General features: G+C 42.3%; 22 protein-coding genes. 13 read left to right on the forward strand and 9 right to left on the reverse strand.

Translation table 11 applies throughout. The features are described 5' to 3' along the window. Positions 1-126: 126 nt before the first annotated feature. Positions 127-1,122, forward strand: a complete 996-nt coding sequence (locus tag WS42_RS10545; protein ID WP_022161045.1) for a 2-hydroxyacid dehydrogenase — start codon at positions 127-129, stop codon at positions 1,120-1,122. A 99-nt stretch (positions 1,123-1,221) separates the two neighbouring features. Then, positions 1,222-2,376 (forward strand): M20 metallopeptidase family protein, encoded by a 1,155-nt coding sequence (locus WS42_RS10550; protein WP_022161044.1) that lies wholly within the window; start codon positions 1,222-1,224, stop codon positions 2,374-2,376. Between the two features lie 17 nt (positions 2,377-2,393). Here the strand turns inward: WS42_RS10550 and WS42_RS10555 are convergent, their stop codons facing one another. Both WS42_RS10555 and WS42_RS10560 read right to left on the reverse strand, forming a co-directional pair. Then, positions 2,394-3,074 (reverse strand): queuosine precursor transporter, encoded by a 681-nt coding sequence (locus tag WS42_RS10555; protein WP_022161043.1) that lies wholly within the window; start codon positions 3,072-3,074, stop codon positions 2,394-2,396. Positions 3,075-3,138: 64 nt separating this feature from the next. Next, positions 3,139-3,432, reverse strand: a complete 294-nt coding sequence (locus WS42_RS10560) for a Dabb family protein (protein WP_013610900.1) — start codon at positions 3,430-3,432, stop codon at positions 3,139-3,141. Between the two features lie 261 nt (positions 3,433-3,693). Here WS42_RS10560 and WS42_RS15520 point away from each other — a divergent pair, with 261 nt between their 5' ends. From WS42_RS15520 to WS42_RS10580, 5 genes are all read left to right on the forward strand, one after another. Continuing rightward, a complete protein-coding gene (locus tag WS42_RS15520; RefSeq protein ID WP_022161042.1) occupies positions 3,694-3,849 on the forward strand; it encodes a hypothetical protein in 156 nt (51 codons plus the stop codon). Positions 3,850-3,988: 139 nt separating this feature from the next. Then, complete coding sequence (locus tag WS42_RS10565; protein WP_013610902.1) at positions 3,989-5,143, forward strand: dicarboxylate/amino acid:cation symporter; 1,155 nt, start codon at positions 3,989-3,991, stop codon at positions 5,141-5,143. A gap of 9 nt (positions 5,144-5,152) precedes the next feature. Then, the gene (locus tag WS42_RS10570; RefSeq protein ID WP_013610903.1) at positions 5,153-6,037 is read left to right on the forward strand and encodes a carbohydrate kinase family protein; all 885 of its coding nucleotides are present in this window, start codon (positions 5,153-5,155) and stop codon (positions 6,035-6,037) included. 232 nt (positions 6,038-6,269) lie between these two features. Next, on the forward strand, positions 6,270-8,303 hold the full coding sequence (locus WS42_RS10575) for a M13 family metallopeptidase (RefSeq protein ID WP_022161041.1): 2,034 nt from the start codon (positions 6,270-6,272) through the stop codon (positions 8,301-8,303). Between the two features lie 112 nt (positions 8,304-8,415). Then, positions 8,416-8,601 carry a MutS-related protein gene (locus tag WS42_RS10580; protein WP_041556322.1) on the forward strand — a complete coding sequence of 62 codons (186 nt, stop codon included), beginning with the start codon at positions 8,416-8,418 and terminating at the stop codon, positions 8,599-8,601. Between the two features lie 24 nt (positions 8,602-8,625). Here the strand turns inward: WS42_RS10580 and WS42_RS10585 are convergent, their stop codons facing one another. Continuing rightward, the gene (locus WS42_RS10585) at positions 8,626-10,692 is read right to left on the reverse strand and encodes a cation:proton antiporter (protein WP_022161039.1); all 2,067 of its coding nucleotides are present in this window, start codon (positions 10,690-10,692) and stop codon (positions 8,626-8,628) included. Between the two features lie 331 nt (positions 10,693-11,023). Between WS42_RS10585 and WS42_RS10590 the strand changes: the two genes are divergently transcribed. Further along, a complete protein-coding gene (locus WS42_RS10590; RefSeq protein ID WP_013610906.1) occupies positions 11,024-12,121 on the forward strand; it encodes a DUF3810 domain-containing protein in 1,098 nt (365 codons plus the stop codon). Positions 12,122-12,124: 3 nt separating this feature from the next. On the opposite strand, the gene WS42_RS10595 is transcribed toward WS42_RS10590, so the two are convergent. From WS42_RS10595 to WS42_RS10605, 3 genes are all read right to left on the reverse strand, one after another. Continuing rightward, positions 12,125-12,793 (reverse strand): TapB family protein, encoded by a 669-nt coding sequence (locus WS42_RS10595; RefSeq protein ID WP_013610907.1) that lies wholly within the window; start codon positions 12,791-12,793, stop codon positions 12,125-12,127. Positions 12,794-13,136: 343 nt separating this feature from the next. Continuing rightward, positions 13,137-13,736: an aminotransferase class IV gene (locus tag WS42_RS10600; protein ID WP_013610908.1), complete on the reverse strand. Its 600-nt coding sequence runs from the start codon at positions 13,734-13,736 to the stop codon at positions 13,137-13,139. Positions 13,737-13,746: 10 nt separating this feature from the next. Further along, complete coding sequence (locus WS42_RS10605; protein WP_013610909.1) at positions 13,747-14,718, reverse strand: aminodeoxychorismate synthase component I; 972 nt, start codon at positions 14,716-14,718, stop codon at positions 13,747-13,749. An 86-nt stretch (positions 14,719-14,804) separates the two neighbouring features. Here WS42_RS10605 and WS42_RS10610 point away from each other — a divergent pair, with 86 nt between their 5' ends. Further along, a complete protein-coding gene (locus WS42_RS10610; RefSeq protein WP_041557156.1) occupies positions 14,805-15,386 on the forward strand; it encodes an anthranilate synthase component II in 582 nt (193 codons plus the stop codon). Between the two features lie 47 nt (positions 15,387-15,433). On the opposite strand, the gene WS42_RS10615 is transcribed toward WS42_RS10610, so the two are convergent. Next, positions 15,434-17,221 carry a MutS-related protein gene (locus WS42_RS10615; protein ID WP_022161037.1) on the reverse strand — a complete coding sequence of 596 codons (1,788 nt, stop codon included), beginning with the start codon at positions 17,219-17,221 and terminating at the stop codon, positions 15,434-15,436. Positions 17,222-17,342: 121 nt separating this feature from the next. Here WS42_RS10615 and WS42_RS10620 point away from each other — a divergent pair, with 121 nt between their 5' ends. Together WS42_RS10620 and WS42_RS10625 are read left to right on the forward strand one after the other, a co-directional pair. Further along, positions 17,343-17,951 (forward strand): trimeric intracellular cation channel family protein, encoded by a 609-nt coding sequence (locus WS42_RS10620; RefSeq protein ID WP_013610912.1) that lies wholly within the window; start codon positions 17,343-17,345, stop codon positions 17,949-17,951. A 147-nt stretch (positions 17,952-18,098) separates the two neighbouring features. Further along, on the forward strand, positions 18,099-18,419 hold the full coding sequence (locus WS42_RS10625) for a cupin domain-containing protein (protein ID WP_046406016.1): 321 nt from the start codon (positions 18,099-18,101) through the stop codon (positions 18,417-18,419). A 129-nt stretch (positions 18,420-18,548) separates the two neighbouring features. On the opposite strand, the gene WS42_RS10630 is transcribed toward WS42_RS10625, so the two are convergent. After that, positions 18,549-18,977 carry a thioredoxin family protein gene (locus tag WS42_RS10630; RefSeq protein ID WP_046406005.1) on the reverse strand — a complete coding sequence of 143 codons (429 nt, stop codon included), beginning with the start codon at positions 18,975-18,977 and terminating at the stop codon, positions 18,549-18,551. Positions 18,978-19,091: 114 nt separating this feature from the next. Here WS42_RS10630 and ispE point away from each other — a divergent pair, with 114 nt between their 5' ends. Continuing rightward, a complete protein-coding gene (gene ispE, locus WS42_RS10635; RefSeq protein WP_013610915.1) occupies positions 19,092-19,916 on the forward strand; it encodes a 4-(cytidine 5'-diphospho)-2-C-methyl-D-erythritol kinase in 825 nt (274 codons plus the stop codon). A 22-nt stretch (positions 19,917-19,938) separates the two neighbouring features. After that, positions 19,939-20,256, forward strand: a complete 318-nt coding sequence (locus tag WS42_RS10640) for a hypothetical protein (protein ID WP_013610916.1) — start codon at positions 19,939-19,941, stop codon at positions 20,254-20,256. A gap of 205 nt (positions 20,257-20,461) precedes the next feature. Here the strand turns inward: WS42_RS10640 and WS42_RS10645 are convergent, their stop codons facing one another. Next, entirely contained in the window at positions 20,462-21,004 is a 543-nt protein-coding gene (locus WS42_RS10645; RefSeq protein ID WP_013610917.1) for an HdeD family acid-resistance protein, read from the reverse strand. Between the last annotated feature and the right edge of the window lie 98 nt (positions 21,005-21,102).

Raw genomic sequence — 21,102 nt, forward strand, 5'->3', positions numbered from 1 at the left:
CTAAAACTCACAAATTGGGCAGTTAAAGAGTTCTGCTGTCTGATACAAGAGGATAAATTGAATTGATAGAACTCACCTGTAATAAATAGATGACAGGAGGTTGTTTTAATTTTAAAATGAAGAGATATGGCTTTTAAAATTGCATTTTTTGATACAAAACCTTATGACAGGGCTTCGTTTGATGAGGTGAATGAAAAATATGGTTTTGAGATTCTGTACCACAAAGGGCAGTTGAACCGGAATAATGTGGTCTTGACCCAAGGAATGGATGCGATCTGTATTTTTGTGCATGACACGGCGGATACCGCAATTATTGAGCAAATGGCCGGTTACGGGGTCAAACTGATCGCTTTAAGGGCTGCCGGATATAATAATGTAGATTTGGCTGCTGCTAAAGATAAATTGAAAGTGGTTCGGGTACCTGCTTACTCTCCTTATGCAGTTGCCGAACATGCTGTTGCACTGATGTTGGCTTTGAACCGGAAAATTCATCGGGCTTATTGGCGTACCCGGGATGGTAATTTCGCTTTACATGGCCTGATGGGATTCGATATGAATGGGAAAACAGCCGGAATTATCGGGACTGGGAAGATTGCACGGATTCTGATCCGGATTTTGCAGGGGTTCGGTATGAAAGTAGTGGCTTATGATCTTTATCCGGATGAAAAATATGCCCGGGAGGTCGGGATCTCTTATGTTTCATTGGATAGTCTGTATGCACAAGCAGACATGATTTCTTTGCATGTTCCCCTGACTGATCAGACCAAAAACATGATCGACGCACAGTCTATCGCTAAAATGAAAGAAGGCACGATAATCATAAATACGAGTCGGGGACAATTGATCCATACCAATGCCTTGATCGAAGGGTTGAAAAGTAAAAAAATAGCAGCTGCCGGATTGGATGTTTATGAAGAAGAAGAGGGGTATTTTTATGAAGATCAATCGGATAAAATTATCGATGATGATGTCCTGGCCCGTTTACTCTCGTTCAATAATGTCATCGTTACCTCACATCAGGGATTTTTTACCCGGGAAGCAATGCACAATATTGCAGAGACTACCTTGCAAAATATACAGGATTTTATCGATGGAAAGACATTGGTAAATGAAGTTTCCTAAAAATAACCTGGATGTTTAAAATTAAAAATTTGCAATTTATATATACTTTTGTCACAGATTTTATAAACTGAAATTTATCGTACCGATAAATTTAAACCGATGGATTCAGAAGAAATTTATAAGCAGGCTATTTTATTCCGGCGTTGGTTGCACCGGCATCCCGAAGTTTCTACCCAGGAATTTCAGACGCAAGCTTTTGTCATCGACGTACTGAAGGAATATAAAATACCTTATAAAACTTACGGGACAGGAATTATAGCCACTTTGGGTGAAGGAGCCGATTGTGTCGCTTTACGGGCTGACATGGATGCGCTGCGGGTACAGGAAGATACCGGATTACCTTATTGTTCGGAGACTCCCGGGCTGATGCACGCTTGTGGACATGATATGCATACTGCTATGTTATTGGGGGCGGCTATTATTTTAAAAAGTAAAGAGGCAGAGTTGGGTGGGACCCTGAAACTTGTTTTTCAACCGAGTGAAGAAAAACGTCCCGGAGGAGCAAGATTATTATTGCCTCATTTGCTGGAACCTCCCGTACCGAAAGCCATATTCGGTCAGCATGTATTTCCCGGATTACCGGTTGGACAGATCGGTATACGTCCGGGAGCCTTTTTTGCTTCTTCCGATAATATTATTTTTGCAGTGGAAGGAAAAGGGACACATGCGGCCATGCCTCAGCTGGGGTCCGATCCTATTTTGGCAGCTACGGCCCTGATCCAGTTTTATCAGACTATTATTACTAAGTTCCGTAATCCTCTCATCCCGGCAGTGCTTTCGATTACTTCTATTCATGGGGGAACAGCCAATAATGTGATACCGGATCGGGTAGAGGTGATGGGCACGGTGCGTACACATGATAATGCGTTGAGGCACCGGATTTTTGAATTGATCGATGAGAAATCTCCGGCTATTTGTGATTTATACGGTTGTCGTTTTGTACCCGATATGCCTTGGAATGGATTACCTCCGTTGGTCAATGATCCGGTATTGACAAAGGAAGTGAAGAAGCTGGCGGCAGGCTTGCCGCAAGTGCGGCAGATCGTCGAATCGGAACCCTTGACTTTAGGGGAAGACTTTGCTATTTATTTGCAGGAATTGCCGGGTGTTTTCTGGACTTTGGGGGTGCGGCCACCGGAAGCAGAGGAAATGTGTCCTTTGCATAATCCGGGAATGGCACCCGACGAGCGGGCTATACGGGTCGGAATCGATATGCTGGTTGCGACGGGCTTGCGTTTTTTGAAAAAAGGATAGCCGTACAAGGACCTGTTTTAAAGGTCCTTGATTTTTATGATATTGTAGGAAATATCTTTGTCGTAGACATCCGTTTGGTCGATCTTTTTGATGTATTTTACTACCCGGATCGTGACCGGAAGTATGATCACTTCATAGAGGGATTTCAAAAGAGCTTGTGTGGCTATCATAACCAGTAAAGCTTGAACAGGAATCAGTCCTCCGAAAGCGAGTGGAAAGAAGAGCAGTGAGTCGGCACTCTCCCCGGCAATCGTGGATAAAATAGCCCTGAGAGAAAAATATTTCCCCTGGGTAGCTACCTTCATTTTGCTCATGATATAGGCATTGAGAAACGATCCGAGTAGAAAAGCCAACAGACTGGCAATAGCTATCCGTGGGGCCAGACCGAATATGAAATTGAAACTTTCTTCTCCCTCCCAAAAAGGTGCTGCAGGCAAAGTAATAGCCAGACGCGCAAAACCGATGGTTAGAAAATTCATGGCGAAACCACTCCAGATAATGAGCCTGGCTTTTTTGAATCCCCAAACCTCAGCGATACAGTCGTTGATAATATAAGAAATCGGAAATACAATCAACCCTGCAGTAGCCGTAATGGGACCCAATTGAATTACTTTGGTTTCCAGTAGATTGGAAGCTACTAAACATACATTGAATAAAATCCCCAATAACATGAAGGGGAGAGATACTGTTTTTTGCATAATTCTTGTTTTTTACGTGGTTGAGCAAGCACACGCGGTAAAGTATTACCGGATATAAGATCGATCAGAACCGGTAATCGACACACGCCCTGTCCACTTTGACCGGTGCGATTAAAGTTTTGACGATTTCCTGATGGGCCGGGTGGTTGGCATATACCTCCAGAGCGTGAAGATCGGCTACTACTGCTTCCAGACTGAAATCCCATTTTTCTTCCGGGTTGACATTGATACCTACCTGCATTTCTTTTAATTCAGGAATCACTTGTACCAAAGCTTCCAGACGGTCCCTGATTTCCTGTAACCGGACGTTTTTATGCTCACTTTCTTCCAATTTGAAAAGTACGATGTGTTTAATCATGGCATTTAAATTTGTTGGTCAAAGATTGAGACACCGGGAGGCAAACATAAATTTTGCCTTCGGAGCATATCTTACCGGCGTAAAGATAGTGAAAAACCTTAAAAAGAGAATAGAAACCGGAAGCGTTTTACAGGGAACCGATGAATCGAAAAATTTTTACTGAAAAAATGTATTTTGTGTGTTAAATTCTTGTTAAATTGAAAATAATTTTCTAACTTTAGGACAAGAAAATAATTTAGTCATCTCTTAATAATAAAAGTCATGAGAACGCGAGGTAACCAATTATTGATCCAGATTCTGTTAATGATTATCATTACTGTAATCGTAGCCTACACTTGTATGAATTTGGCCGAATTAGTGAATATGTATTCCGAAGCGATCGGAAAGGCAATTACTCAAATCAATGCGGGATTCTGATTAAGGTGTAATTCTAGTTATTCGGGTCTTTTGAAAGCAGTGAAATAACTGAAAGGGAAATTATGGCTCTTCTCTAAAACTTTGTCCTTGTTTTTTCGTTAAAGTTTCCTATATTTGAATTTATTTTAGATTTCGAGCTATGCTGAAAAAGATTTTATCCAGTACCATTATTAAATTGGTGTTGGCTGTTATTGCCGGTATTTTATTAGGTTTTGTCGTAGGGGAAGGGTTTATGAATGTCGTTGTCACCCTGAAATATATTTTGGGACAGCTTATTTTCTTTATGGTACCCTTGATTATTCTGGCTTTTATATCTTCTTCTATCGCAAAAATGAAAGGGAATGCTTCACGGATGCTGGGATGGGCATTAGGATTGGCTTATCTTTCGTCTGTCGGAGCTGCTTTTATGGCCATGTTTTTAGGCTATTGGCTGATCCCGTTACTGACTATTAGTCCGGCTACCGAGGGGTTGAAAGAAATTCCGGAACTGGTTTTTAAACTGGATATTCCTCCGGTGATGAGTGTGATGACGGCTTTGGTGGTGGCCATTATGGTTGGCTTGGCTACTGTTTGGACAAAATCTCAGATATTTGAGACTATTTTGGACAATTTCCAAAAAATGGTATTACTGCTGATCAATCGGATTCTGATTCCGATTTTGCCTTTTTTTATTGCTGCAAATTTTTGTGCCTTGAGTTATGAGGGATCTATCACCCGTCAATTGCCGGTCTTTCTGAATGTAATGGGAATCGTTTTGACCGCGCATTTTATTTGGTTGTTCTTTTTATATCTGTCTGCGGGTGTGTTTTCCGGGAAAAATCCCTGGCAGGTGGTACGGTATTATGGTCCGGCTTATCTGACAGCAGTGGGAACGATGTCATCGGCGGCTACTTTACCGGTTGCGCTTAAATCTGCCAAAAAAAGTCCTGTACTCAAAGGAGAAGTGGTCGATTTTGCCGTTCCTTTGTTTGCTAACATTCATTTATGTGGTTCTATATTGACCGAAGTGTTCTTTGTCATGACGGTATCGTTGATTCTCTACGGGGCTTTGCCGGCTATGTCTACGATGGTGCTTTTCATCGTTCTGCTGGGAGTTTTTGCTATCGGAGCTCCGGGAGTACCTGGGGGAACGGTTATTGCTTCTCTGGGCATCGTTATTTCCGTATTAGGGTTTGACGAAACCGGAACCGCTCTGTTGTTGACTATTTTTGCTTTGCAGGATAGCTTCGGGACAGCTTGTAATGTGACCGGCGATGGGGCTTTGACGCTTATTTTATCTAAATTGGATAAATAATTATCATTTATGAATAATACAATTGTCGGAATGGGAGAGGTCCTGTGGGATATGCTCCCGGAAGGTAAACAACTAGGCGGAGCTCCGGCTAATTTTGCTTACCATGCTTCTCAGTTCGGGTTCGATAGCCGGGTTATTAGTGCTGTCGGGGATGATCGGCTGGGAGACGAGATCCTGGAAAGTTTTGACGATAAACAATTGAAATATTTCATTCAACGGGTTCCCTATCCGACGGGGACGGTACAGGTACAACTGGATGAGAACGGAATTCCGGGTTACGAGATAAAGGAAAAAGTGGCCTGGGACAATATTCCCTTTACTCCCGGATTAGAAACGCTGGCACGCCAATCCCGGGCGATTTGTTTCGGATCGTTAGCACAGCGTGACGAAGTGTCGCGTGCGGCAATTAACCGTTTTCTCGATGCGATGCCTGAGGAAAATTCCTATAAGATCTTCGATATCAATCTCCGTCAGGGTTTTTATTCTCAGGAAGTGCTTTGTAGATCGTTCGAGCGGTGTAATATTCTGAAATTGAACGATGAGGAATTGATAACGATTAGCCGGATGTTCGGATATCCGGGGATCGATCTCGAAGATAAATGCTGGATATTGCTTGGGAAATATAACCTGAAAATGTTAATTCTTACCTGCGGGATCAACGGAAGTTACGTCTTTAGCCCCGGTGCAGTTTCATTTGTAGAGACTCCTAAAGTTAAGGTGGCCGATACCGTCGGAGCAGGAGATTCTTTTACGGCAGCTTTTTGTTCGGCTATTCTGAAAGAACGTTCTGTACACGAAGCCCATCAATTGGCGGTAGAGGTTTCTGCCTATGTGTGTACCCGACACGGTGCTATGCCCGAATTACCCTCTGAATTGAAAAACAGGTTGGTATAAAATCGGTGATCCCTTTGTCTAAAAGGGGGAAGTGGTTTGTAAGCTGAATGGTTGCCGAACGATGAGGATCGGTACAGTTAGGGGGAACGGTGGGTATATTTTGTGTCGTTTTCTGATTGGATTGAGGTATTAATTTTTATTTTTGTGTTTCGTTTTAAATAGGATGATCGGTATAAGAAAGTTATACGGAAGATCATCGGTTAGGATTTAAGTAATTTATAGTGAATTTATAATGAACACAAAATTTTATTTTCCAATTTTAGCTCTGGCTTTAAGTGTAGCCGCTTGTAACGACAAGAAAGCAGCTACCCAAACCGGAGGGATTGATGTTGCTAATCTGGATAGATCGGTAACTCCTAATCAGGATTTCTATCAATTCGCCTGTGGTGGATGGATGCAGGCACACCCTTTGACCGATGAGTATGGACGGTTCGGCTCTTTCGATCTGCTGGCTGAGAATAACCGGAAGCAGATGCAAGGGTTGATCGAAGAACTGGCAGCTAAGAAGCCCGAGCCGGGAAGTGTTGCCCGGAAAATCGGTGATTTGTATAATATGGCTATGGATACCGTCAAGCTCAATGGAGACGGAAGTACTCCTATCCAGCCGGTATTGGAAAAAATAAAGGCTGTAAAAACTCCGAAGGAAATGGTGACTTTGGTGGCTGAAATGACCCGTCAAGGTTTTGGACCTTATTTTGGTATTTATATCGGTCCGGACGATATGAACAGCAGCATGAATCTGGTGCAGACCTATCAGGGAGGTCTGGGGCTGGGTGATCGGGATTATTATCTGAAGGAAGATGAGCACAGTAAAGAGATCCGTACCAAGTATCAGGAACACATCGTGAAGATGTTCGAGTTGGCCGGTTGGGAAGAAAAAGAAGCCCGGCAGGCTGCTGCCGACGTTATGGCTATAGAAACCCGATTGGCCGAAGCTGCCTATGAAAAAGTAAAAATGCGGGATCCTCATGCCAATTATCATAAAATGTCGGTAGAAGAATTAAAAAAAGAAATTCCCGGAATAGATTGGGAGGTTTATTTCGCTACATTGGGGTTGCAGGGGATTACGGAATTGAATTTGGGCCAACCCGAGCCTGTTAAAGAGGTGGCTCGTATTTTGAACAATACCGACCTGAAAGTCCAGCAAGCTTATTTGGAATGGAAAGTGATCGATGCAGCCGCTCCCTATTTGAGTGACGATTTTGTTGCAGAACATTTTGAATTTAATGGAAAGGTACTTTCGGGTGTGAAGGAAATGAAACCGCGCTGGAAAAGAGCTGTCGCTGCTGTAGACGGGGCTATGGGAGAAGCTGTCGGACAGATGTATGTCGAGAAATATTTTCCTGCTGCTGCCAAAGAACGGATGGTGAAACTGGTAGGTAACCTTCGGAAAGCTTTGGGGGAACGTATTCAGGAACTGACTTGGATGAGCGATGAAACAAAAGCCAAAGCGTTGGAAAAATTGGCGGCCATATATGTTAAAGTCGGCTATCCGGATAGCTGGAGAGATTATGCCGCTTTGGAAATTAAAAACGATTCCTATTGGGCTAATATTTTACGGTCTAACGAATTTGAATTCGATTATATGCTGACGAAAGCCGGCAAGCCTGTCGATAAGACCGAATGGCTGATGACTCCTCAGACTGTAAATGCCTATTACAATCCGACCACCAATGAAATTTGTTTTCCGGCAGGTATTTTACAGTATCCTTTCTTCGATATGAATGCTGACGATGCTTTTAATTATGGTGCGATCGGAGTGGTCATCGGACATGAGATGACACACGGATTCGACGATCAGGGGCGTCAGTACGATAAAGACGGTAATTTGAAAGATTGGTGGACTGCCGAGGATTCGAAAAATTTTGAAGAGAGAGCTAAAGTGTTGGTCGATTGGTTCGATCGGATAGAGGTCTTGCCCGGACTTCATGCCAACGGACAGTTGACCTTGGGTGAAAATATTGCGGACCATGGCGGATTGCAAGTGTCTTTCCAGGCATTTCATCATGCAATGAAGGATCAGCCGCTAGGGATTGTAGAGGGTTTTACCCCCGAACAGCGTTTTTATTTGGCTTATGCAAATGTATGGGCAGGAAATATCCGCGATGAACAGATTCGTTTGTTGACTCAGATGGATGTTCACTCTTTAGGACGTTGGAGAGTGAATGCCGCTCTGCCACATATAAACGGCTGGAATGAAGCTTTCGGTATACAGGAAGGAGATCCGATGTATCTGGCACCGGAAAAACGGGCTTCGATCTGGTAAATTGTTGACCGCTCATGCCTACCAGGAAGTAATGCATATCGCAATCGGATATATGAAAATGCTGGGGAAACTGTTGAATTATATCGTTGGGCTTCGGAAACAGTGACAGAATATGCCCCGTCGGGACGTATGTTTTCTGACAGGTCCTAACATGGCAGGGAAGTCGACTTATATGAAAACTTTGGGGATGGCGGTTTATTTGGCACATGTCGGTCTGCCGGTACCGGCAGACCGACATGAAAACGGTAGTTTTTCAGGGGTTATTTTCAACGATCAGTTTCACTATTCGGGCTCCTGATCCGACAAGCTGATCCGGAGCCTTTTAGGTCAGGTATCTGTTGGCAGAGGCATTGGCCTGTAGAGGATATACCAGTATAAAACTATTCTGTTGGAAATATTTGTTCAGATAACCCGGGATACGATTCATGCTGGGATTAAAAGAGATACCATTGTGGCGGCTCATTACGATCCATAAATTATCGTCTTTGTGAACATCCCGGAATACAATCAGAAAATCTTCCCAATCGCTGAATTCGGTAAATTCCATTTCCCCACCTCGTTTCCCAAGCAATGTTTTGAGGCGGCCGAGGGTATCCGAAGAACCGTAAAATATGGCTTTGGCCCCGGTATTCTGAATAACGTTCCACACCCGGGCAACCCATTGGGGAAATCCGGCCTCTTTTTCGGCTTGAACAGGGATGACTACCAGATGGCGCTTCATGGTAGAGAGGGGTTGTGCTGGTTTATATATCAACGTAGTAACATCGCTGTAATCCAGGATACCTTCCGTGATTCTTCCCAAAAAAGAACTGGGTATTCCCTTTTCTTTGTGTAGTCCCAATACCAGGTCAGTGATACGGTGTTCGAGGATCACACTTAATATGGCGTTCGTTACATTCAGGTCATAGCGTTGCAATTCCTGAAGATGGGTATCTGTCGCTGCTGCCGTTAAGGCTGCATTTTCCAGCAGACGCCGGGATTTCTTCAATTGCTGGTCGTCTCCTGAAACTTTATTGTCCAGAATATTCAGCGCATATAAATGATGAGTATTCTTTTTCGATTTAGTAGCCAAACTGAGATTCACCAATTCTTCTGCCGTGTCTTCGTTACTCAGCGGGATTAGAATACGTTCTTTGTGGTCTCCTGTTTCATCGGTTTCGGATGAAGCCGTGGCTGCCAGATTATGAGCCCCTCTTTGAGCAGAGAAGGAAGCCATTGTACAGGTAACCAGGATCATCAGGATCGTGCCGTTCAATACGCTTTCATTTAAGAGACGGATTGGTTCGCCTTCGGGGGTTTGACCGAGAATGACGTTATATCCCACCATGACGGCAGCCAGCGTTGCTGCAGCCTGGGCATTACTCAGCCCGAAAATGATTCTTCGCTGGTCGACGGACATACGGAAAGTTTTTTGAGTCAGCCAAGCTGCAGCATATTTAGCTATTGTGGCGACAATGATCATGACAATACCGACTTTAATTGTATCGAAGCTGGTGAAAAAAGCCCGGTAATCGATCAACATACCTACTCCGATCAGAAAGAAAGGGATAAAAATCGAGTTACCGATAAACTCTACCCGGTGCATCAGCGGAGAACTCCGGGGAATCAACCGGTTGAGGGACAGACCGGCCAGGAATGAACCGATAATCGATTCGATACCGGCTAGTTCGGCCAGATAAGCACCCAGAAAAACCATGACCAAAACGAAAATATATTGTGATATGCTGTCCTGTACATGCTTGAAAAACCAACGTCCGGCAATAGGAAATGCGATTACTACAAATAAAACGAATATGACGATCGATATACTCAATCGGGTCCAGAAATGTTCTCCAATGACACCGGTTGCCATGCCTACGATTACTGTTAAAACAAGTAATGCCAGCATATCGGTAATCATAGTGCCTCCGACGGTTATCGTAACCGATTTATCTTTCGTGATTCCTAATTTACTGATAATCGGGTAGGCGATTAAAGTATGTGAAGCGAACATACTGGCCAATAGGATGGAGGTTTCCATAGAAAAATGAAGTACGTAAAGGCCGGCAACGATTCCCAAAGCCATCGGAATCAAGAACGTATACATACCGAAAACGAAACTCCGGCCACTATTTTTCTTAAAATCCCCCATGTCGATTTCCAGGCCGGCCAAAAACATGATGTACAACAAACCTGCTGTACCCGATAGAATAATACTACTATCCCGAAGAACCAGGTTAAGGCCGTTAGGCCCGATAATCGCACCCGCTATAATCAATCCCAATAAATGAGGAATTTTCAGTTTGTTGAGGAGCAAAGGGGCTGATAAAATAATTACCAGTATCAATAAAAATTTCAATACCGGATCAGTCAGGGGTAGTTCGTGGGAGATAACAAAAGGTAACAACATCTCTATGTGCGTTTTATAATAATTAATATCTATTTCTGTTCGAAACTTTTCTGTTGTAACAAATATATGAAAATGCTTACTTTAAAATAGAAATGATTTATTTTAATTTTCTGAAATAATTTAGGGAAGTAGGCTATTTTTTCTATTCGCCTGATAATTACTGAGACGCGCACTAAAATGGTCGGTCGGTGTTTAGTTACAAGACTACGATACCTGAAATTAACTAATAAAACTTTTGTAATCTTTCCTGTTTTTATAAAAAACAAAAATACAATGATTTATGAGTTTTTAAGAAAAAATATAAAGATCTTTGTCTTGAATTCAAGTAGCTATGAAAATGAAGAAAAAATATGGATTTAGCTGGGGTATCCCTCTGTTTCTGATAGCAATGATCGGTATATTCCGCATGATACCGTCTTGGGCCGAGGCGTATGCCTGCCTGTTTTATCCCTTTATTTCGACTTTGCTCTCTGCTTTTTCTTCTTTATTTCCTTTTTCTGTGGGCGATTGTTTTATCGTCGGTACTTGTCTGTGGATTTTGATTTATCCTTTTTATGCCTGGCGGAAAAGAAAAGGGGCGAAAAAAACAGTCGGGACGATCATACGTGTCCTGATGTGGGTATATATTTGGTTTTATTTTGCCTGGGGATTGAATTATTTCCGTTTCCCTTTTTACGAGCGTACCGGTATAGCTAAAGCAGCATTTTCGGCAGAAAAATTTCAGGATTTTCTAACGGGATATGTCGGCAAACTGAACGAGAGTTACAGTAAGGCAGGAGATACGCTTTCGGGCTGGTATTTGGAGCGATATACGACGGCCGGCCCGATGAGTAAAATTCCTGTTGCCGGAGTTATACAGGAAGGATATGGAAAGATGGCTTCCCGTTTCGGTTTAGTTGAACCTGGAAAATTTTTACGGGTAAAGCCGATGTTGTGGAGTCGGTTGATGTCCCGGGTGGCTGTGACAGGATATATGGGGCCTTTCTTTACTGAATTCAATTTGAATCAGGAGTTATTGAGTGTCGAGTATCCTTTTACTTATGCTCATGAGTTGGCTCATCGTCTCGGGATCGCCAGTGAAGCCGAAGCCAATTTATACGCCTATCTGGTTACTTCTGCTGCTCAGGAACCTGCTATTCGTTTCAGCGGTTATTTCTCTATGCTGGGCTATGTGGTAAACAATGCCCGGAGATTACTTACAGAAGAGCAGTACCAGGAAATTGTAAAACGGATCCGACCTGAAATAGTAGAATTGTATAATAGCCATCTATTATATTGGCGTGAAAAATATAATCCCGGTATGGGACAAATACAACATCAAGTGTACAATGCTTACCTGAAAGGGAATCAGGTGAGTAGCGGTACTAAAAATTATTCTGAGGTAATCGGATTACTGATGTCCTTGCAAGAAGATCGAATCGTTTTGTAATAGTTATTTATTTTTTATGGACAGCAAAAGTTGCCTGCCGATTAACTTTTTGTTTTCCCGATAAATTTCAGATTTGATGATGCCTATTCCTTGGGCATACCAGGTAGAAATTTTATAACGTGTCGTTATACCTAAACAAGTGGTCTGTAGGTTAGATTCGATTTTATAACAAATAAAATCTCCTGCTGGTACTTTTATACGGGTTTGAGCCGTTACAACCCGGTTCTTTTGACTTATTCGGGTTTGCAGACTGCTTTGTTGGATGGTCATATATCCGTCTTCGAGGTGTTGTCCGACAGAGAGTGAACCGGGAAGTAAGAAGCCCGGGCCGGTGAATTGGCAGGTCTCGTTTTTCCGGATGTGAATAAAATTGGGCAGATAAGTATTCACATGCTTTTGTACACAGGAAGTGGTAAATGAAAAAGAGGGAATGACCACAGTTCGTTTTTTATCCCAAAGGGTTCCTGTATAGTGAATGACTGACAGCGAATCAGTGTTTTCGATCTTTTCTGTCGTCTGTTGGAAATAGTACCTCTCTGCCTGTTCACTGTCGATTTGGTAAAGAAGTTGTGTTCCTTTGTCGACGGAACAGAAAGGAGCTTTATGGTCGGTGATCCAGGCAGAACATGTGAGATATAAAATCGTAAAGATAAAGAACATTTGATCTTTCATAAACGGACGTTTTAATTGGAATACAATAAGTTTTGATAGATTTTGATTGATGTATACGTAATAGATTGAAAATAATTGTTTTAAAAAAAGAAAAATAATTATCTTTGTCCAGCTAAAGAGATATTTTTTTATCCAATTAAAACGTCCCTTTCTTTGAGGTGAAATTCCGATCGCAGCTCGTCCTTTTCTGTTAGTTATCCATCGGGAATCGTCTTGATTCGTATTCATCAGGTAGGTGGGAGGGGTGACTTTACCGGCAGGAGTGAAAATTATCGACGGTAAAAGTGGTAGGTTTAGTTCGTTACTAATTCTGCATTTAGCGTAAATATGTATATAAATAACTTTATGAAATATCCCGGATTTTCACTTGAATGTTGTCTTCCAAATCCAGCATTGCATTGATCAGAAAGAGATACCGGAATCGGGGGAGGTCTCCGAGGCCGATATCCTGTTCTTTTATGATGCCTCTTTCGAGAAGATAACGACGTTTCGTGCCATTGAGTAAATAAGTAGAAGGGGTAATGTATTGGTTTCCATCGTAAAAAACGACATTACTGTAACTGGTATCGGTGATCCTACCGTTTTGATAAATCAGGATTTCGTCGCATGTTCCTTTAGATTGCTGCAATTGGATCAGTTTATCCCGATCTGCATATTTAAAAGTATAATCGATGCCGCTGCCGTCGACAAGTTTTAAAGTATGAACCCGGCGGGGAGAGTAGGTTTCGAAATCGATTTTTCTGATTTCCTGATCGTAAATGATGCGGCATTTTAGGGTACCGAGACGCTTGTCTGGCGGTATTGATTCGGAGGATAAAGGAAGGAAGGTACTGTTCCCGAAATGTACCCGCTGGGTGTCGGTTATACGTTGCCAGTGAAGTTCGGGATGTATGAAACGGCCGTCGACAATTTTCAGACTTTCTATAAAGGCGTTTTTTATCATTATTTTATTTCTATTTCTGGATGGGTAAGTAAATTTTTTCGAGTATTTCCTGATATTCTTCTTTTGCCTGACTATTGACCGTAATACCACCGCCACTGCGGAAGTAATACCGGTTATCTACTTTCTCTATAAATCGGATCAGTACGGCACTATCGAGCGTTTGGCCGTCGAAATAACCGAATACTCCTGAATAATATCCCCTGGGCAATCCTTCGGCTTGACGGATCAGCTTTTGGGTTGCTGCTTTAGGGGCACCCGAAATAGAACCGGCGGGTAATAGCTTGAATAAAAGTGTTCCCAATTCGTTTTGCCATCCGTCGGGTAATTGCCCGCTGATTTCCGAGCTGGTTTGTAATATCTCACCCTGGGAAGTGTGAATCTTTTCTACGTAACGAAAGCGTTTCACTTGTACACGAGTGGCTACAATATTCAGATCGTTCCGGATGAGATCGACGATCGTATAATGTTCGCATGTTTCTTTATGATTTTGAAGCAAGCGGTTTTCTGCGTCGGGTAAAGTGGCATCGATGGTTCCCTTCATCGGGTAAGATAGGATCTCATTATTTTCGATCCGGACGAAGCTTTCGGGAGAAAAGCAAACCAATCGGTCAGGAAGTAAAAGTTTATAGCGGGCCTGACTGTGATAAAAGATTTGTTCTAAAGTGAGATTGGTTTCGATGGGGGTTCTTTCGGTCAGGTTGAGCAAAAAACTATCCCCGCGTGACAGGCCTTGATGTACGATCCTGAATTTTTCCTGGTATGTTTCAAAGCTACTGTGAAGAATTTTTATACGAGGTTCCGGAATAGGGGAAAGGGGCGTTTTATAATGACCGATGGTTCCGATCGTAAAATAAACGGATGGATCACTTAAGGGCTTTTCGACGAAAAATCCATGGATACCCTCGAAATCTACTCCAAATAGGAAAGGAATGCCGGCTCTACCACAACGGTTCATCTCTTCCCGTACAATTTCTGCTTTCATCTTTGTGTTATAAAATCCGTGGCAAAGATAATTCGGATTGCAGCATGTTGCGAAATAAATCTATTTTATTTGTTATTTTTGTATTCATGAAAAAAGTGCTCGTTATCGATAATTACGATTCGTTTGTATACAATGTGATTCAGTTGCTTCGGGAAGCTGTTGTTCCTGTTGGTTATGATATAGTCCGTAATGATAAGATCGATTTTTCTGGCTTAGGGGATTATGGAGGGATTCTTTTGTCGCCAGGACCGGGTATTCCGGCCGAAGCCGGGGAACTGTTAAAACTGATCGAATTCTGTAAGTATACTCATCCGATATTGGGCATTTGTTTGGGACATCAGGCGATTGCAGAGACATTCGGAGCTTCGTTATATAATTTATCTCGCCCTTTGCATGGACATCGCAGTGTTTTGAAGAAGGTAGATGAACACGATCCCCTGTTCGAAGATTTGGCCGATCCGATTCAAGTGGGCCGCTATCATTCCTGGGTGATCGATCCCGAAACAATGCCCGGAGAATTGATTACCAGCTCAATAGATGAACAAGGTCATATCATGTCTTTTTATCATACTGAATTACCTATCCATGGTATCCAGTTTCATCCGGAGTCTTACATCTCGGATTGTGGGTCTGGAATAATCAGGAATTGGTTGAAAATGGTCCGGTAAAGGTTTCCTGCAGAAGCTGCTGTTTACTTTACCTGATAAGGGGATAATTATATCAAGCCCATTTGTTTTAAAAGGATACTGGCGTTCATATTACTACTGATACCGGGATGAAGTTTGTAATCGTACGTAATTTGACTACCGGAATGGACAATCTCGAAGCAGACATTGAAAAAATGTTCCGGGAAATCGTCAGCCAGTTCTCCTAAAGCCAAATCGTGGGTTGCAACGAGGCCGGAGATAGGGTAAGAGAGTATCCTTTTTAAGAAAGCCAATGAACCGTTTAATTTATCCACCGAATTTGTTCCTTTCAGCATTTCGTCCAAAATGATGAATACTTTGTCTTCCTGCTGTGCGATGTTAACTAGTTGTTGAAGCCGGAGAAGCTCTGCGTGGAAGTAGGAAGTGTCTTTAGACAGACTATCGGTAGTCCGCATACTGGTGAAAAGCGTCATGGGCTGAAAAGCAAAATAGCGGCTGCAAACGACATTCCCGGATTGAGCTAAAATCAGATTTACCCCGATTGTACGCAAAAAGGTACTTTTACCGGCCATATTGGCTCCGGTGACAATGGCGATTTGGTGTAAGGAGCGGATACTGAAATCATTGGTGACGTTTCGTTCGCTTTTTAGTAAAGGATGTCCTATTTCTTCGGTGTCTAATAATCGATCCTGACAGATGACCGGGAGGCAATAAGCAGGATGGTTGAAACGATAATTGGCCATGCTGATCAAGGCATCGGCTTCACTAAGGACGTCTGTCCAGGTTTCGATGTCAGGTCCATATTTCTTTCTCCAGTGATCCAGACGGAGCAGGGTATGGAAATCTTTGAGGTATAGTCCGTTTAAAATGAAAGCGATGACAATGTTACCCCGTTGGTCGAGACTGTTCTGTATCCGGTGAAGTTGAGTCAAAGCTTGCAGGGAATTACTCTCCGGGGTAAACAAGCTGTGTCTTATTTTCTGAAGATAAGGGGAACGGAAAGATTGATCGTGGATTAACCGGACTAAAGGAAGATAATTGCTGATGGTTTTCAGAAACAGGTTGAGCCGTTGATGATAGGCATTGATTTTTTTAATATATAAGGCCAATGCCGAAAGTTGTAATAGGGATAGCACAAGGGAAATGGAAAAAGGCAGGGGGGTAAAGCTCGTTACCGCCCACGAAACGATTACAATCGTGTTGGCTATCCATAAAATCAGACGGACTGTGCTATGTTTTGAAAAGAATGGGGATTCGGTCGGTCCTGATTTTAAAATGACCGCATCGAGGGCTTGGGTCGGATGGAGTGCTCCGGCAGCACGAAAGTGTTGACACCATTCCGGTTCGGCGCATAATTCTTCTGCCGCTTGCTGACGGGAATGAATGACTTCCGGGTCTTTGCTGAGAGATAATAACCAGGATACCAACTTTTGGGTGCCGGAAAAAGTCACTGTCCGGTTTAAATGCTGGAAGAGGGAATCTTCCCCGAATAGGTCCAGGTCATGGGCATAAGGGTGGGCAGGATCGTTGAACCTTTCGCCTTGGTCGAGAGCAGAGAAATTACCGGCTAAATAATCCGATTCCAACGTGTTTATACGAAGTAGTTCTTCGATGAGATGTTGCCGGTAGATGATTTGGGAATCCCATAGAGTCAAAAAAATGAATACGAGAATAGCTCCTATACCCAAAAGTAAGAGAGGTTGAGTACTATGGTTGATCAGGAGGTAGATCAAAAAGATCATATAGCCGAAAGTGAGCAATTTGGCCAATGTAATCAGATTGCGCCGTTTTTTTATTTGCTTTAAACGGGCGGTATAGTGGTCTATCTGTTTCTGGTAATATTCATCGGGTTTCATTTTCGGAAATTTTGATTGTACAAAAATAAAAGGATAAATGGAAAAATAGTCAGAAATTTATACTTTTGCGCTCTCAAAATCGGACAGTTATTTTTTACAGGTAGTTAATTGAAGAGGAACGATGAATTTTCTGACGCTTATTGATTATATCGGTACATTTGCGTTTGCCATTAGTGGGATCCGTTTGGCTTCTGCTAAACGCTTCGATTGGTTCGGGGCTTATGTGGTTGGATTCGTTACAGCTGTCGGAGGAGGAACGATTCGGGATTTGTTGCTGGATGTTACCCCGTTCTGGATGTTGCAGTCTTCCTATCTGATCGTGACTGCCCTGGCTTTGGGATTTGTTATTCTGTTCGGGCGATATGTCATCAGGTTGAATAATACTTTTTTTATTTTCGATGCCATCGGTTTAGGGTTATTCGCCGTTGTCGGTATCGAGAAAAGCATCACTTATGGTTACCCCATGTGGGTAGGATTGATTATGGGTACTCTCACCGGAGCCGCCGGAGGAGTTTTGCGGGATACCCTGATCAATGAAGTCCCTTTGATTTTCCGAAAAGAGATCTATGCCCTGGCTTGTGTGTTCGGTGGCTTGGTTTACTATCTCTGTCTGTATTCCGGTTTAAATTCGACACTGACACAGATCATCGGGGCTGTTTCTGTCATCCTGATCCGGATTCTGGCTGTAAAGTATCACATCAGTCTGCCTAATCTGAAAGGGGAAAACTGAGTTGGAAAGTCTTTATGTAAGATTAATATCGAAAACGTTGTCATTTAGAATAACAAGTTTTATCTTTGTTCTGTTATAATTAGTCAGAAAAAAGTCTGAAATACTATTAATTTGAAATCAATTTTCTGATTTTTATTCAGAATGTATATGAAACCTGAAAATATTTTTGCTCAGATAGCTGAGGCTGGTGAAGAGGAACAGTTCGATTTGCTTTTTAAATCTCCTAATTGCCGGATCGACCGGATCGTTTCTTCCGGTCATAGTTCGCCCAAAGGATTTTGGTACGATCAGGAGAACGATGAATTTATATTACTGATTCAGGGAGAGGCTACACTGGAATTTGAGGACCGCAAAGTGACATTGAAAAAAGGAGATTACCTGCATATTCCCAAAAATTGCAAACATCGGCTCGATAGTACCAGTATCGATCCGGTATGTGTATGGTTGTGCGTGTTTGATATCGAATAGGGAAAAGGTTATTTTATCGATGTTGTTTTGCAAGATGATTGCTGTGCTTTTGAAGCTTTAGTTCAGAAGTACGGGGAGAGTGTGGAGTTATCTCCGGTACTTATTTTTTCGGTGCCGGAGGTACGGTCGTTATTTTTTTACTTCTAGTTTTTCATTAATAATGTCTGTTATTTGTTCTTTCGGACGTAACCCGGTTACCGTAAAAGGTTTGCCGTTTTCGGGAATAAAGAGCATCAGTGGGATGCTGGAGGCATTGAATAATTGAGCTAATGCCGGTTCTTTATCCACATCCACTTTATAGATCTGAAGTTTATCTCCGTATTCTTTTTGAATCTCTTCCAAAATAGGAGATAGTTTTTTGCAAGGTGGACACCAGGTGGCATACATATCGATGATGGCCGGTTTATCACCGAGATACTTCCAGTCTTTATTCTTTTCGAAATCCCAAATCTGTACTTTGAATTCTTTCGTATTCAAATTTTTCACACTTTGGGCATCGGCATATGACAAAATTCCTGCTGAAAAAAATATCAATAACAGGATCCATGTTTTTTTCATAGCTAAAATATTAAGTAATTATTTGAACGACTATCGGAAATATATACAGATTCCCTGTGGACGAAGTTACAAAAAAAGGGTATCTTTGCAAAGTTTAAAATAAAAGATTACTCCATGGTTGTTTTTCCACATGCGAAAATAAATATCGGTCTCTTTGTGACCGGGAAGAGAAATGACGGTTTTCATAATCTGGAAACGATTTTTTTCCCGGTGGGATGGTCTGATATACTCGAAATTGGGCGGGGAGAAGGAGAAAGCGGGAGTTTCCGATTTAAGAATACCGGTCTGGAAGTGGGAGGAGATCCCGGGAAAAATCTGGTGATTAAAGCTTATCACTTGTTGGCTGCCGATTTTCATTTGCCGGCCATACAAGTACACTTACATAAGATCATCCCTTTCGGTGCCGGTTTAGGGGGGGGATCGGCGGATGCAGCTTTTATGCTGAAAGCTTTGAATGCTTTTTTCGATCTTCGTCTCTCCGGGCAAAAGATGGTAACTTATGCTGCCCGCCTGGGGAGTGACTGTGCTTTTTTTATCGATGATCGTCCGGCATTTGCTTCCGGTAAGGGGGAGTTGCTGGAGCCGATAGAGCTTACGTTGGCCGGTTATCGGATCATCATAGTGAAACCCTCTTTCGGAGTATCTACGCCTGAAGCATATGCAGGGATCACTCCCCGGCCGGCCGGATATGATCTGCGTCAGCTCGGACAACTTCCGGTAAATACATGGAAAGAATATATCCGGAATGATTTTGAAGCGACTGTTTTTCAAAAATATCCCTCTCTAACTTTATTGAAGCAGCAATTGTATGAGCGGGGGGCTGAATTTGTGAGTATGAGCGGGAGCGGATCGGCTATTTATGGCTTGTTTAAGAAAGACCGGGAAATCAACCTGGATTTTCCCGATTGTTGTGTGTGGCAAGGAGAGACTTTAATTTAAAATATAACCTGTTCGAATTGTAATGAGAGCTTATCTGACGATTATATTAATTGGTTTGGTATCGGCATTTATCGGTATCATTCCTTTATTCAAAAGAAAGGCAGATAAATATACTGTTTTATCGGCTTTTGTGTTGTTTTTGATCATGCCCTATGTGGTTTATCACCTGAGTTTACCTTGGACACAATGGTGGTGGAAAGGTATGATCGTGTCTGCAGTTTTGACCCTCCCTCTGGTGATTACCTCGGGGCGGGGAAGTTCAAGATGTGCATTCCCGCTTTTATTGGCTTCTGTCGTAGTCGGTGCTTTTATTTCCTTTTTGGGACATTATTTATTGTAAATACCGGGGGAAAAAGGGAGGACAAGCCTTTCCGGACAGATTAACGGTTTTAAGCCTGAAGGACGAATCTTTTCCGAAAGTTGATCGGTGGAATTAGTCTCCCGATATCATTGTATTTTATCGAAGATTGTAGTTCCACCGATTGACAGGTTGTCTATACCGTCCAAAGGAAAGAGGTAAATTATAAGATTTCTCCTGTTGGATTTTAGTTTTTCAGGCTAAAAGAATAGAAAATGGCGGATATACCTCCGAAAATAAAGGCCAGACCTGTCCATACGATAATATTGAATATACCGAAAAGCGGATGGAAAATAATCAAAAAGGCAAAAATTAAGGTCAGGATTCCTCCTGTCAATACCCATCCCCAATTAGGAATACGGAAAGATTGCATTTGACTGGATTGACCGATAAAACCGATACCTACGAACATTAAGATAAATCCTACGACATAAGGTAACAGATCGGCTGCCCAGGCTAGATTACCTAATAATATAAATCCGATGACCAAATCCAGTATTCCGACGGCTAAGCCCCAGCCCCAGTTCCGGTAGCGTTGTCCTGCAAATGCATTTACAATTTCACCGATCCCATACAGGATAAACATGATACTGAAATAAACCGCCAGCGCAAAATAGGATTCAACCGGATTTCTGAATACCCATATACCGCAAAGAATAGAAAGAATACCGATAATTAGCATTAGCCACCAATATCGGTTGTTAGAAGAGTAAGTTTCTGTCGTTTCCATAACTATAAGTTTTAAATTATAGGTGAGTTCTATCAATTCAATTTATCCTCTTGTATCAGACAGCAGAACTCTTTAACTGCCCAATTTGTGAGTTTTAG

The sequence above is a fragment of the Odoribacter sp. N54.MGS-14 genome, assembly GCF_000980295.1.
In the GTDB taxonomy this organism is placed as follows: Bacteria; Bacteroidota; Bacteroidia; order Bacteroidales; family Marinifilaceae; genus Odoribacter; species Odoribacter splanchnicus.

Bases quoted from the DNA above. Each gene is read 5' to 3' on its own strand.
- WS42_RS10545 (WP_022161045.1), top strand. From the start codon at position 127: ATGGCTTTTAAAATTGCATTTTTTGATACAAAACCTTATGACAGGGCT.
- WS42_RS10550 (WP_022161044.1), top strand. From the start codon at position 1,222: ATGGATTCAGAAGAAATTTATAAGCAGGCTATTTTATTCCGGCGTTGG.
- WS42_RS10555 (WP_022161043.1), bottom strand. From the start codon at position 3,074: ATGCAAAAAACAGTATCTCTCCCCTTCATGTTATTGGGGATTTTATTC.
- WS42_RS10560 (WP_013610900.1), bottom strand. From the start codon at position 3,432: ATGATTAAACACATCGTACTTTTCAAATTGGAAGAAAGTGAGCATAAA.
- WS42_RS15520 (WP_022161042.1), top strand. From the start codon at position 3,694: ATGAGAACGCGAGGTAACCAATTATTGATCCAGATTCTGTTAATGATT.
- WS42_RS10565 (WP_013610902.1), top strand. From the start codon at position 3,989: ATGCTGAAAAAGATTTTATCCAGTACCATTATTAAATTGGTGTTGGCT.
- WS42_RS10570 (WP_013610903.1), top strand. From the start codon at position 5,153: ATGAATAATACAATTGTCGGAATGGGAGAGGTCCTGTGGGATATGCTC.
- WS42_RS10575 (WP_022161041.1), top strand. From the start codon at position 6,270: ATGAACACAAAATTTTATTTTCCAATTTTAGCTCTGGCTTTAAGTGTA.
- WS42_RS10580 (WP_041556322.1), top strand. From the start codon at position 8,416: ATGCCCCGTCGGGACGTATGTTTTCTGACAGGTCCTAACATGGCAGGG.
- WS42_RS10585 (WP_022161039.1), bottom strand. From the start codon at position 10,692: ATGTTGTTACCTTTTGTTATCTCCCACGAACTACCCCTGACTGATCCG.
- WS42_RS10590 (WP_013610906.1), top strand. From the start codon at position 11,024: ATGAAAATGAAGAAAAAATATGGATTTAGCTGGGGTATCCCTCTGTTT.
- WS42_RS10595 (WP_013610907.1), bottom strand. From the start codon at position 12,793: ATGAAAGATCAAATGTTCTTTATCTTTACGATTTTATATCTCACATGT.
- WS42_RS10600 (WP_013610908.1), bottom strand. From the start codon at position 13,736: ATGATAAAAAACGCCTTTATAGAAAGTCTGAAAATTGTCGACGGCCGT.
- WS42_RS10605 (WP_013610909.1), bottom strand. From the start codon at position 14,718: ATGAAAGCAGAAATTGTACGGGAAGAGATGAACCGTTGTGGTAGAGCC.
- WS42_RS10610 (WP_041557156.1), top strand. From the start codon at position 14,805: ATGAAAAAAGTGCTCGTTATCGATAATTACGATTCGTTTGTATACAAT.
- WS42_RS10615 (WP_022161037.1), bottom strand. From the start codon at position 17,221: ATGAAACCCGATGAATATTACCAGAAACAGATAGACCACTATACCGCC.
- WS42_RS10620 (WP_013610912.1), top strand. From the start codon at position 17,343: ATGAATTTTCTGACGCTTATTGATTATATCGGTACATTTGCGTTTGCC.
- WS42_RS10625 (WP_046406016.1), top strand. From the start codon at position 18,099: ATGAAACCTGAAAATATTTTTGCTCAGATAGCTGAGGCTGGTGAAGAG.
- WS42_RS10630 (WP_046406005.1), bottom strand. From the start codon at position 18,977: ATGAAAAAAACATGGATCCTGTTATTGATATTTTTTTCAGCAGGAATT.
- ispE (WP_013610915.1), top strand. From the start codon at position 19,092: ATGGTTGTTTTTCCACATGCGAAAATAAATATCGGTCTCTTTGTGACC.
- WS42_RS10640 (WP_013610916.1), top strand. From the start codon at position 19,939: ATGAGAGCTTATCTGACGATTATATTAATTGGTTTGGTATCGGCATTT.
- WS42_RS10645 (WP_013610917.1), bottom strand. From the start codon at position 21,004: ATGGAAACGACAGAAACTTACTCTTCTAACAACCGATATTGGTGGCTA.